The sequence below is a fragment of the Serratia sp. G204Y genome (genome assembly GCF_051172435.1).
In the GTDB taxonomy this organism is placed as follows: domain Bacteria; phylum Pseudomonadota; class Gammaproteobacteria; order Enterobacterales; family Enterobacteriaceae; genus Serratia; species Serratia sarumanii.
In genome coordinates this window covers 1,487,408-1,499,511 of sequence record NZ_JBPIZA010000001.1, presented here as the reverse complement: position 1 = coordinate 1,499,511, position 12,104 = coordinate 1,487,408, and the positions used below count along the sequence as shown (strand labels likewise).

The 12,104-nt window shown below is 57.4% G+C and carries 11 protein-coding genes; 6 read left to right on the top strand and 5 right to left on the bottom strand.

Annotated elements, in window-relative coordinates:
- Nucleotides 1-3: 3 nt before the first annotated feature.
- The gene (gene sodC / locus ACSBQQ_RS07195; RefSeq protein WP_033648185.1) at nt 4-525 is read left to right on the top strand and encodes a superoxide dismutase family protein; all 522 of its coding nucleotides are present in this window, start codon (nt 4-6) and stop codon (nt 523-525) included.
- Here sodC and ACSBQQ_RS07190 read toward each other — a convergent pair whose 3' ends face one another.
- Genes ACSBQQ_RS07190 through ACSBQQ_RS07180 form a run of 3 tightly spaced genes read right to left on the bottom strand, consistent with a single transcriptional unit; the run spans nt 526 to nt 3,663 of the window.
- A complete protein-coding gene (locus ACSBQQ_RS07190) occupies nt 526-2,556 on the bottom strand; it encodes an FUSC family protein (protein ID WP_060425714.1) in 2,031 nt (676 codons plus the stop codon).
- Nucleotides 2,557-2,559: 3 nt separating this feature from the next.
- Nucleotides 2,560-3,423 carry an efflux RND transporter periplasmic adaptor subunit gene (locus ACSBQQ_RS07185; RefSeq protein ID WP_060418493.1) on the bottom strand — a complete coding sequence of 288 codons (864 nt, stop codon included), beginning with the start codon at nt 3,421-3,423 and terminating at the stop codon, nt 2,560-2,562.
- Between the two features lie 3 nt (nt 3,424-3,426).
- Entirely contained in the window at nt 3,427-3,663 is a 237-nt protein-coding gene (locus tag ACSBQQ_RS07180; protein ID WP_049234481.1) for a DUF1656 domain-containing protein, read from the bottom strand.
- Between the two features lie 180 nt (nt 3,664-3,843).
- Here ACSBQQ_RS07180 and slyA point away from each other — a divergent pair, with 180 nt between their 5' ends.
- Entirely contained in the window at nt 3,844-4,275 is a 432-nt protein-coding gene (slyA, locus tag ACSBQQ_RS07175; protein ID WP_004931301.1) for a transcriptional regulator SlyA, read from the top strand.
- A 92-nt stretch (nt 4,276-4,367) separates the two neighbouring features.
- Here the strand turns inward: slyA and ACSBQQ_RS07170 are convergent, their stop codons facing one another.
- On the bottom strand, nt 4,368-4,832 hold the full coding sequence (locus ACSBQQ_RS07170; protein ID WP_028128178.1) for a glycine zipper 2TM domain-containing protein: 465 nt from the start codon (nt 4,830-4,832) through the stop codon (nt 4,368-4,370).
- 359 nt (nt 4,833-5,191) lie between these two features.
- On the opposite strand from ACSBQQ_RS07170, the gene anmK reads away from it, so the two are divergent.
- The 4 genes from anmK to tyrS all read left to right on the top strand — a co-directional run bounded on the left by anmK (nt 5,192) and on the right by tyrS (nt 8,817).
- On the top strand, nt 5,192-6,313 hold the full coding sequence (gene anmK, locus ACSBQQ_RS07165; RefSeq protein WP_060428181.1) for an anhydro-N-acetylmuramic acid kinase: 1,122 nt from the start codon (nt 5,192-5,194) through the stop codon (nt 6,311-6,313).
- A gap of 45 nt (nt 6,314-6,358) precedes the next feature.
- Entirely contained in the window at nt 6,359-6,661 is a 303-nt protein-coding gene (locus ACSBQQ_RS07160; protein WP_004931294.1) for an MliC family protein, read from the top strand.
- 89 nt (nt 6,662-6,750) lie between these two features.
- The gene (gene pdxH, locus ACSBQQ_RS07155; protein ID WP_033648477.1) at nt 6,751-7,404 is read left to right on the top strand and encodes a pyridoxamine 5'-phosphate oxidase; all 654 of its coding nucleotides are present in this window, start codon (nt 6,751-6,753) and stop codon (nt 7,402-7,404) included.
- A gap of 138 nt (nt 7,405-7,542) precedes the next feature.
- Nucleotides 7,543-8,817, top strand: a complete 1,275-nt coding sequence (gene tyrS, locus ACSBQQ_RS07150) for a tyrosine--tRNA ligase (protein WP_033648189.1) — start codon at nt 7,543-7,545, stop codon at nt 8,815-8,817.
- Between the two features lie 76 nt (nt 8,818-8,893).
- Here the strand turns inward: tyrS and ACSBQQ_RS07145 are convergent, their stop codons facing one another.
- On the bottom strand, nt 8,894-11,998 hold the full coding sequence (locus tag ACSBQQ_RS07145) for a DUF4214 domain-containing protein (RefSeq protein WP_049213016.1): 3,105 nt from the start codon (nt 11,996-11,998) through the stop codon (nt 8,894-8,896).
- Between the last annotated feature and the right edge of the window lie 106 nt (nt 11,999-12,104).

The window sequence follows — 12,104 nt, the reverse complement described above, 5'->3', positions numbered from 1 at the left end:
TTGATGAAACGTTATTGGTATGCAGCGCTCGGCCTGATGGCGTGTGGTGCGGCTCAGGCGGCGACAACCGACGTCGAGATGCACCTGGTGACCGGGCAGGGGATCGGTCAGGACATCGGCAAGGTGGCCATCAGCGAAACGCCGTATGGCCTGCTGTTCACGCCGAGCCTGAAAGCATTGCCGGCCGGGGTACACGGCTTCCACGTGCATGAGAAAGGCAGCTGCGAGCCGGGCATGAAGGACGGCAAAGCGGTGGCGGCGCTGGCGGCCGGCGGACATTTCGACCCGCAAAAGACCGGAAAACACCTCGGGCCGTATGCCGACGGGCACCTGGGTGACCTTCCGGCCATCTATGTGACCGCCGACGGCATGGCGAACTATCCGGTGTTGGCGCCGCGGCTGAAAAAAATCAGCGACATTGAGGGTAAAGCGCTGATGGTGCACGCCGGCGGCGACAACCATTCGGATCATCCACAACCGCTCGGCGGCGGCGGAGAACGCTTCGCCTGCGGTGTGATCAAATGATTATCCGCCGCTAACGGCCGGTACGGCGGTGGGCTGGCCCATCGCCTGTTGCAACTGCTGCAGCGAGCAGTAGAGCCGCCAGATCAGGCCGGCCAGATCGCGCGCCGCCTGTTCCGGGTGGTGCGCCAGCGCGTTGCTCATGCGCAGCAACTCCTGCAGCGTGGCGTCCAGCGAACTGTGCTGCACGCCTTTCTCCGTCATGATGCCGCGCAGGCAGTGGATACAGACGTTGCGCACCGCCGAGAGCGGATCGGAACGGGTTTGCCAGTCGCGCAGTTGCCAGACGATATGGCTGCAGTTGAGCAGCACCACGCCCCAGCGCAGCAGCCAGGTGCGAGCGTCCTGATCCTGACTTTGATTAAGCTGGCTGATGCGATGGTAGATCAGCGATTCGAACTGGCTTTCGCTCTGCTGCGGCCGTTTGCTCAGCTGATCGATAAAGTCGCGCCGCAGCGCGCGGATAATGCGGCGGCTTTTGCGTTTGTCCGAACTGGGGCGCAGGATCTGAAACGCCAGCCCGGCCAGCAGCACGCCGACGATTTTAGCGATGTTGTCATTGATAAAGGACTGGTAGTCATAGCTCGGCGGATTGCTGACGGTCAGGAACGAGCCCATAAAGACGATCAGCTGCCCCCAGAGCGCGGCATAAGGCGGATTCTGCAGCTTGAGCATCTGCATGGTCACCAGGATCGGGAACAGGAAGGCGCAGAACACCCAGAAGTCGTCAATCTGGATCATCAAACCGAATTTCACCACGAAGCAGGCGACCGAGAGCAGCAGCACCGCCTTGAGCAAGGTGCTGACGCTGTTGATCGGCGAAGGCGTGGAAGAGTAGAGCACGCAGCTGATGGCGGTGAGCGTCAGCGCCGCGCTGCCGGCGTCCCACTGCGTGTTGATCCAGTAGGCGCAGCCGATCACGATGCACAAAAAGGTGCGCAGGCCGTTGTAGGCGGCTTCGTAGCTGTCGGTATGGCGCGCCAGCGAAGTGACGCGCGGCGGTTGGAGATCGCTGACCGCCGTGGCGCTTTCCAACCGCCGCAGCCAGCGGTTGCAGCGCAGGTAAAGCCAACAGAAATCGCGCAGCCGCAGCCAGAAGGCGCGATGGCGGTAGTCCGTAGCCTCTTGCGGGGCGATCTGCTGAAGCAGGCGCGCCAAACGGTATTTGTCGGTGGCGGGATCGCGCAACTCGTCCAGCAGTTGTGTCAGCACCGGCATCAGATTGGCGGGGCGATCCGGCCAGTTCAGCAGCATGCGGCGCAGGCTGGAGATAACGCTGGTCATGCGCAGCTGTTGGTGCAGCAGATAGTTGAGCAGGTTATTTTGCCGCCGCAGCCGGTAGTGGCTCCAGAATGCCTGAATGCGCAGCAGGTTCATGGTCAGGATCTGGCCGATGACCCCTTCGTGCGAGGTGCGCATCTGCGCGGTGATCTCCGGCTGCCACAGCATGGCGGCATGCTCCAGCAGGCGCAGCTGCATGCGCCGCAGCGAGGTCAGCAGGGCTTCGCCGTCCGAGGTGCTGGGCAGGATCATCATCATCAACCCGCCGCACAGAATGCCGGTGATCACTTCGCAAACCCGCGCCTGCGCGATATCGAAGATCTGCTGGGTATCGGTGACGTTGACCGTGCCGAAGGCGATGATGGCGGCGGTATAGCCCGCCAGCGCGAAGGCGTAAGAGACGTTGTTTTGGTAATGGTTGGAGACATAGGTGCACAGCCCGATCCAGGCGGCGATGAACAGCGTAAACAGCCAGGGATCGTTCAGGCAGTGGCCGGCGATCGCCACCGACGCGGCGGCGCCCACCAGGCTGCCGAAGATGCGGCCGATGCTTTTACTGATCACGCCGCCGATGGTGGGGAAGCTTACCACCGCGGCGGAGGTAAGCGCCCAATAGGGTTCGTCGAGTTCGAGCACGAAGGCTACCCATAGCGCCAGACACATCGCCAGTGAGTTGCGCAGCGCATAGCGCCATTGGCCGCCGGTCGCCTTACCCCAGGGGGTGCGGCTCCACTCCAAAAAAGGCAGGTTCACACTTTAGTTCCGCTGATGAATCGAAATGGTGCAGGTGGTGCCGGCGACCAGCGTCAAATCGACGGGCACGTTGAGCAATTTTATCCGTACCGGCACGCGCTGAGCCAAACGCACCCAAGGAACATTAGGCTTTACGTCCATTAATAGATCGTTGCTGCTGTCAACGCTCTGATCGTAAATGGCGCGGCCGATGCTCTCTACTTCCCCCTGTAGCGGCGTGTTGCCGTTATATAAAACGATGTCCGCTTTATTGCCTTCTTTTATATGCTTCAGCTTGGTTTCTTCGAAATAACCGAGCACATAAAACGAATGCACATCCACCAACGCCACCAGCGGCGTACCGGCGTTGGCGTAGTTCCCGACCCGCGCCTGCAGGTTGGTGATATAACCGTCGGTTGGCGCGTAAATTTTGGTTTTGCTCAAATTCCATTTGGCCTGTTCCAGATTGGCCAGGGCGGCTTTATAGGCGGCCTTCATTGCCTGCGCGGCTAAATTTGACTCGTCCAAATCTTCAGCGGAAATAACGTTACGCGGTAAACCGCGGCGGCGGGCAGCCTCGTGGTCCGCTTTGGCCAGATCGGATTGCGCTTTTGCCAACGCGGCCTCGGCATTGTCCAGCGCAATCTGGTAGGGCACCGGGTCGAGGGTAAAAATCAGACTTCCCGCAGGTACGAACTGATTGTCATTCGCGCTTATTTTCTCTAATCTTCCAGAGACTTCAGGGGTGATATTGACGAGTTCGGCGCGCACTTTTCCATCACGGGTCCATGGGGATTGCATATAATAATTCCAGAGCCACCAACCGGCGCAGACGGCAATGGCGCAGACGATCACCGTAGAGAAGTATTTTAATGTTTTATGCTGCATGGGTTACCAACTCGCTAAAATCCATAAGGAACCGCTGACGGTCAGAACGAAAATGGACAGGTCCATCAACATGGGATGCCAGATTTCACCGGAATACATCCAGTCTCTCAGCAGCTGATGAATCAGCAGCCATAAGAGCAGTCCTAGTAAAAAAGCTTTAAATATAGGTGGAAAATAAAGCGATGCTCCCAGGACCAAATCGGGCAAGGGAGATGAGGTGTGTAACCATGATGTATTCACATTAACAATCCCTAAGGGTGAATATGTTGAATATTTGCATAACGATTAAACAATAGCGGCTAAAAATAGTGGCTATTTCCACAATATACATTATATACATTTGTGTTTTTAATGTGAGTTACCCAAAATAGTCTAAGCTCTGGGAGGTAATGTTAGCATGCTAATTATAAGGAGGGGGAAGTGGAGTCAACATTAGGTTCAGATTTAGCACGATTAGTTCGTGTGTGGCGCGCGCTCATCGATCATCGGCTCAAGCCGTTGGAGCTGACCCAAACGCATTGGGTCACGTTGCACAATATCAATCGCTTGCCGCCGGAGCAGTCGCAAATCCAGCTGGCCAAGGCGATCGGTATCGAGCAACCGTCACTGGTCCGTACGCTGGACCAACTGGAGGAGAAAGGGCTGATCACGCGTCACACCTGTGCCAACGATCGCCGCGCGAAGCGCATCAAGCTGACCGAAGCGGCCGATCCGATCATCAGGGAAGTGGACAGTGTGATCACGTCTACGCGCAGTGAGATTTTAAGCGGCATTACCGCCGACGAAGTGCATCTGTTGGTAGGGCTGATTGGCAAGTTAGAACAAAATATCACCGAACTGCAGAACAAATAATAATATTCTTATTTTCTACGATTACAGTTTCACAGCATCAGAAATAAAACCGGAGGCGATTGCCTCCGGTTTGCCGCTTGTCGCCGGCTGGCTTACAGCGGAGAGACGGTGATGGTGTCGCCCATGCGCGCCATGCGCACGCGCTGGCCAGGGCTGAACTTGGTGTCGCCCGCTTTCTGCACCACCACGATGTTCTCTTTCTGGTCGGTTTTGATCTCCAGCTCGTAGCCGGAGGTACGGCCGGCCACTTCACCGATGCTGTTACCTGCCGCGCCGCCGGCGATAGCGCCCGCCGCGGTAGCCAGCGTACGACCGGTGCCGCCGCCAACGGTGTTGCCCAACAGCCCGCCAATCACCGCGCCGCCGATCATCCCCATGGCGTTGGAGCCTTCGCCGCCCTGAATTTTAACCGGACGCACGGAAACCAGCGTCCCGTAGGTGACGGTCTGCACCTGCTTGGCCTGCGAGGACGAGTAGACATCACCGGACATGGATTCATTGGCACAGCCGGCCAGCGTAACGGCGGCGACGGCAACGACGAGAAGACGCTTGATCATACAAAACTCCTGATGGTAGTAGTCCATAACCTGGCAATGCTCTCCAGGCAAGATTCAGTGAAAACGATAGACAAAGTATGGCTGAAAGTTGACACACCGCCATGCTTCATCGCTGCATGCAGCTTAACTTTTCTCTGTTCAACCAATAATAAACCGCGGTTTACCTTTATGACAGCCTTGGCGACATTCCGTCGCCTGTTATGGCACGGTTTAACACATAACCCGTGCCACAGCGGCGTCGGGGGGCATCTGGCTCACGAACCGTAAAAAAAGCATCATAATTCATGGCGTTAATCCGGCAATTCTGGTTTATTTGTCAGGATGAATTTTGCTTACCGCGCGGGTTAGAGGATGTTGCTATGAAGTCAGGCCGCTATATAGGCGTCATGTCCGGCACCAGTCTGGACGGAATCGATGTGGTATTGGCCGCGATCGACGATCGCATGGTGGCGCAGCAGGCCAGCTATAGCCATCCGATGCCGATGGCGTTGAAAAAAGAGATCCTGGGCATGTGCCAGGGGCAGCAAACCACGCTGGCCGCCGTCGGCCGGCTGGACGCGCGACTGGGCACGTTGTTCGGCGAGGCGGTGCTCGGCCTGCTGAAGCAAACCGGCATCGACGCAGAACAGATCACCGCCATCGGGTGCCACGGCCAGACGGTGTGGCACGAACCGGAGGGTGACGCGCGTTTCTCGATGCAGCTCGGTGATAACAACCGCATCGCCGCGCTGACCGATATCACCACCGTCGGCGATTTCCGCCGGCGCGACATGGCCTACGGCGGGCAGGGCGCGCCGCTGGTGCCGGCGTTCCATCAGGCGCTGCTGGGGCATCCCGTCGAGCGGCGCATGGTGCTGAACGTCGGCGGCATCGCCAACCTTTCTCTGCTGTTGCCCGGTACGCCGGTGCGCGGTTTCGATACCGGGCCGGGCAACATGCTGATGGACGCCTGGGTATGGCGCCACCACGCGCAGCCTTACGATCAGGACGGCGGCTGGGCGATGCAGGGGCGAGTCTGCTTGCCGCTGTTGCAGCAGATGCTGGCGGATCCGTACTTCGCGCTGCCGGCGCCGAAAAGCACCGGCCGCGAGTATTTCAATATCGCCTGGCTGGAGCGGCAGCTGGCCGGATTGCCGGCGATTGCGCCGGTCGACGTGCAGGCCACGCTCACGGAGCTGACCGCTGTCAGCATCAGCGAGCAGGTATTGCTGGCCGGCGGGTGCGAGCGCCTGTTGGTCTGCGGAGGCGGGGCGCGCAACACGCTGCTGATGGCGCGCCTGTCGGCGCTGCTGCCGGGCACGGAGGTCGGGCTGACCGACGATTTTGGCGTCAGCGGCGACGACATGGAGGCGCTGGCCTTTGCCTGGCTGGCCTTCCGCACGCTGTCCGGCCAGGCCGGCAATCTGCCTTCGGTGACCGGCGCCAGCCGTGAAACGGTGTTGGGTGGGATTTATCCGGTTTTGCCATTGGGGGCCCGTTAGCTCTGTTAGGATAGCCTGTGAAGGATTTTTCTAAGGAGCAACAGCATGAAAAAAGTCATTTTCGTCGCCGGCGCGCTGGCGCTGTCCGGCTGCAGCTACATCCTGCCGCAAAGCAGCCAGACGATGCACTACCAGTGCGGCACCACGCCGCTGACGGTGGCGCTTGACGGCAAGGCGAGCGAAGTCAGCCTGCTGATGGACGGCGAACAGCTGCATCTCAAGCAGGTGCTGGCGCTGACCGGCGCCAAATACAGCGACGGCAAATACACTTTTTGGTCGAAAGACCGTAACGCCTATCTTGAGCGCAACGGCAAGGTAGTCATGAGCGACTGCGTGTTGACGGAGTGAAGGTCGACGGCGGCGTCGGAGCGATTGAGTTCCTGACGCCGCAGGCGCAGAATGTAACGACGGATTTTTTCAGTTGGTCGATAACCCAGATGATTGAAAAGAGTGAGTTTGATGTTGCGGACCTGCGCCGTGAATACACCCGAGGCGGCCTGCGCCGCAACGATCTTACCGCCAACCCGCTCGAACTGTTCGAGCGTTGGTTGAAACAGGCCTGCGACGCGCGCCTGGCCGATCCCACCGCCATGTGCGTCGCGACCGTCGACGAACACGGCCAGCCTTATCAACGCATCGTGCTGCTGAAGCATTTCGATGAGCAGGGGCTGGTGTTCTACACCAACCTCGGCAGCCGCAAGGCGCAGCAGCTGGCGCACAACCCGCATATCAGCCTGCTGTTCCCCTGGCACATGCTCGATCGCCAGGTGATTTTCCTCGGCCAGGCGGAGCGCCTGTCGACCCTCGAAGTGCTGAAGTATTTCAACAGCCGGCCGAAAGACAGCCAGATCGGCGCCTGGGTGTCGCAGCAGTCGTCGCGCATTTCCGCGCGCGGCGTGCTGGAAAGCAAATTCCTTGAGCTGAAGCAGAAGTTCCAGCAGGGCGAGGTGCCGTTGCCGAGTTTCTGGGGCGGATTCCGCGTGAAATTTGACTCCGTCGAGTTCTGGCAGGGCGGCGCCCATCGCCTGCATGACCGTTTCCTGTATCAGCGGGACGGGAATGACTGGAAAATTGACCGACTGGCACCCTGAAGACGGAAAATCCCCTCTAAGCGCTGGTGCTGACGCCGCCGGCGCTTTATTCTATGCGCTACCCTGAATTTTTATTTCGCCACTGGGCGAAAGGCCGTGTACCGGCAAAGGTGCATTCGTTTATACATGGAGTCATTGATGGCAAGCAGCAACTTGATTAAACAACTGCAAGAGCGGGGCCTCGTTGCCCAGGTTACGGATGAGGAAGCGTTAGCGGAGCGACTGGCGCAAGGGCCAATTGCACTGTATTGCGGTTTCGATCCGACCGCTGACAGCTTGCATTTGGGCCATCTGGTTCCTCTGTTGTGCCTGAAGCGCTTCCAGCTGGCCGGCCACAAGCCGGTAGCATTGGTGGGCGGCGCCACCGGCCTCATCGGCGATCCGAGCTTCAAAGCGGCGGAACGCAAGCTGAACACCACCGATACGGTGAACGAGTGGGTCGAGAAGATCCGCAAGCAGGTTTCCCCGTTCCTCGATTTCGACTGCGGCAGCAACAGCGCTATCGCGGCCAACAACTACGACTGGTTCGGCGGCATGAACGTGCTGACCTTCCTGCGTGACATCGGCAAGCACTTCTCCGTCAACCAGATGATCAACAAGGAAGCGGTCAAGCAGCGCCTGAATCGCGACGACTCCGGCATCTCCTTCACCGAGTTCTCTTATAACCTGCTGCAGGGCTATGATTTCTCCGAGCTGTATAACCGCCACCAGGTGGAGCTGCAGATCGGCGGTTCCGATCAGTGGGGCAACATCACCTCAGGCATCGATCTGACGCGTCGTCAGCACCAGAAGCAGGTGTTCGGCCTGACCGTGCCGTTGATCACCAAAGCAGACGGCACCAAGTTCGGTAAAACCGAAGGCGGCGCGGTCTGGCTGGCGCCGGAAAAAACCAGCCCGTACAAGTTCTACCAGTTCTGGATCAACACCGCCGACGCCGACGTTTACCGTTTCCTGAAGTTCTTCACCTTCATGAGCCTGGAAGACATCAACGCGCTGGAGGAAGAAGACAAGAACAGCGGCAAGGCGCCGCGGGCCCAGTACGTGCTGGCGGAAGAAGTGACCGGCATGGTGCACGGTGCGGAAGGCCTGGCGGCCGCCAAGCGCATCACTCAGAGCCTGTTCTCCGGCGCGCTGCACGACATGACCGAAGCGGACTTCGCCCAGCTGGCACAGGACGGCATGCCGACCATTAAACTGGAGCGCGACGCCGATCTGCAGCAGGCGCTGGTGAATGCCGAACTGGTGCCGTCACGCGGCCAGGCGCGCACCATGATCGGCTCCAACGCGGTGACCATCAACGGCGAGAAACAATCGGATGCCGAATACCGCTTCAGCGATGCGGACCGTCTGTTCGGCCGCTACACGCTGCTGCGCCGCGGCAAGAAACACTACTGCCTGGTGGATTGGCAGTAAGCGTCAGGCAGCCTATATGACGTGAAAAGCCCGGGGAGATCCCCGGGCTTTTTTTATCACATGGCGCGGATGAAGATTAGGCAAACGCCTCCGGCAGCGAGTTTTCGGCCGCAACACCGTTCACGGTAATGGCTGGCGAGTGGTAGTGCAGAGAGACGGCAGCCAGATAGGGATCCTGATTGCCGATCGAGAACACCACATCATCGGCGTCAAACGTTTGGTTATGATTGTTATCCACGATGACATAGAGCGATTTGTCCAACTTTAGCAATCCGACTTCCGCCAGGTTGTTGGCGCTGGCGCCGTTGGTCATCTTCGCCAGAACCTGCGAGAACAGCGCTTGGGCATTGTCCGTCGCATTCAGGCCACTGAACGCATTTTGTAACTCAGCTTGGGTAGTGGCGCTGCCGTACAAGGTTGCGGTCTTGTCTCCTGTCTTGGAGAAAACCCATGGGTTATCGGTTTCTCCCACGGATATGACGCTGTTGGCATAGCCGGTATTGAGCGTGACCATATTGTCTATTTTGCTATCGGTAAAATGTAACGCACCGGCGCTATCCAGCGTCGTGTTGCCCTTAACGTCGGCTTTATAGACGGTCAATCCGGTGCGGTCGACCGTTAACTGGTCGCCGGCAAGTTCGGCAATGACATGGGCGAAATCGTCTTTATTGGCCAGCGTGTTTAGCGTGTTGTAGAAAGCGCCGCCGCCGGTGCCGCCTTTTTCTGCGACGAGGTACAGCTTCATGTCGGAGTAATAACGGCGTTCATCGGTAAATTCGCTGCCTATGATGGTCTTCAGGTTATCGCTAAAATCTGCGGCGACGGTCAGATTAAGCACCAGCGGTTTATCGCCTGTGTACATATAGCCGCTCAGCATCAACGTGCTAATCGAGTTGTCCCCGCCGCTCAGGGTCAACGTGCGATTTTGCACAATGTCGAGATTGCTGCCCATACGGATTTCGAGCGTTTCTTTATGGTTCGATGTAAAGCTGAAAGTACCCATATTGAGGTTGGTTACCGTATGGCTAGCCGCATCGGTAAAGAACAATTTAAAGCTGTCGTCGCTTTGCGCCGTATCGCTGATATGGATACGGCTTTTCGCGGTCAAGTCGCCGCCGAGGGTAAATTGCCCGCTGCTGACGTTGAGCAGCGTTAAATCTCCGGAGTAGGCCGTAATTACCCCCCCAGCCGATCCCGTAGCGTTTTGCGAAGCATTGGGCTGCGCCATTTCGCCTTGTTTTAGCGAGTTGATGTTGCCGTAAATCGGATGGGAGACGGTGGCTTCTTGCGTGAACAACCCAAAGTCAAAGACCTTGTTGCCTTCGGTGGCGACCCGCTGCCCGTTAAGATAAATCTCTCCGGTACCGCGATAATGGGTCAAATCTACATAGTTGAAGTACAGGAACTGATTAACGTTATTTGTGATTTCAGCATCATAGCCACCGCCGGCGCTGGCCGTCAGGTGGACGACCTTGGTGAAAAAATTGGCTGAGACACTGTAGTAAGATGTCTCGGGATCGCTATTAAGCGCCGTCGCTTTGAAATCACTGCTGACCCTATTGCCGCTGTCGGCGGTGGCATTGCCTTGCCAGACAAGCTGATGTTTCCCGGCGGCCAGATTGATTTGCGTGGCCGCCGTCGTCATATCGAGCCGGTCGGCGACGACGGTGCTGTTCTTAACGTTGGTAAAGTTAATCCCTTCGGGGGTGTTCAGCAGATTGCCCTCGCTAAGAATGAGAGTGATATTCAGGTTTCTCAGCGACTGTAGCATTGCGTCATTGGTGGCAAAATCGCCCTGCAGCGTGACTTTTTGCAACGATTTGGCAAAGCTGAGATCGACCGCGGAGCCGACCTCCGCGTTAAGAGTGATCTCGCGCAGTTGGCTGATTTCCGCATGACTTAACGTATGTTGCTTACCGGTATTCAGGCTGCCGTTGAGGGCGCCGTCGGCATTCGACATCGTGACGTTGCCACGGATCTGATACCCCAGCTCGCTGCCAATTTTGTATTCGAGATTGACGAGTTGCTCGTGACTGGGGCTGACTCCGCCCTCCAGCGGCGCTTCCCCGTTGCGGAACGCATGCAAAATATTCAGCGTCGCCTGCAGCGGATTATTGCCGGCTTTGAGCAGAATTGCCTGTTTTTGCAGTTCGCTCAGCGCCGGGCCGTAATACAGTTCGTGATAAACCCTGGCGAAGTCTGCGGCATCTTTGAAGGGGGAGGATTTAGCCAGAATGGTCAGCAGATCAAGCTCGGAATTTCCCGCGGCGAGGAATTTGCTGTAACTGTCCAACCCGGTTGATTCCAGCGTGGCCTTTTTCCCGAGTTGCAGAAAGAGCAGCGCTACGCTTTCCTGATAGTGGGTCGCAGCCATCTCACCCGCAGCGTAGACATGGGTAGCATTAAGAAAAGCCTGTTTGGCTGCGCCATGGGCAGTGTCGTTACGAATATCGGCGATCAGACGCATGATGACGTCGCCGCGCGTTTCGGTATGATTATTCAACCCGGTGACGTAATTGGCGAGCTCGCTTGCGCCTGCATCAACGCCGAACGTATTTTTATAGACGGTTTTGACGAAGTCTTCATTACTTAACGTGGTCAACGCGCTGCGCGTCTCGACGAAACGGCCGGCGATATAGCTGGCGTCGGCTTTTCCCGTCGCCAGAACCTGGCTCCAGTAATTGACGCCTTCCGCCACCGCAAGGCTGCCTACGATGTAAAACAGAGCTTGAATATCGGCTGCCGCTTCGGCGTTGGCGGGATAGGGGGACAAAGCGGGGTGTAAGGTTGTATCAATAATATCAAACAGATGCTGTTGCTGTGCGACCGGTGCCGCAGCGTCGCCCATATAGCTTTTCACGCCGGCGATGAGATCCTTGGTTATCAGCCCCAGCGTTTTTCCTGCATTGGCTTGCGCGACCAGCGTGGCCAGCACTGCGGGCGCTGGATCCGCGCCTGTCGTATTTTTATAGATGTATTGAATTTTTTGCGATGTTGTCAGGCCATCGTAGCGATGATGTCCATCCTGAGACTGGATGAATTTTTCTGCCAGTTGATCTCTGCTGTACTGCCCCGATTCCAGCTGGCGGGCAAAGAAGTTCAAGGCGGCGCTATCGGCTTTTTTACCGAGCGTGGCGTAAAAAAGGATGGCCACATCCTGTTGTGACGACAATAAACTCATGTTAACCCCTGTGTTGACATAGAAATAAGCATCAACAAGTACAGTTCAAAACCGGGTTATTGCAATGCGGCGAAATATGAGGAAATTCTGTTTCTGCCGAAAATGC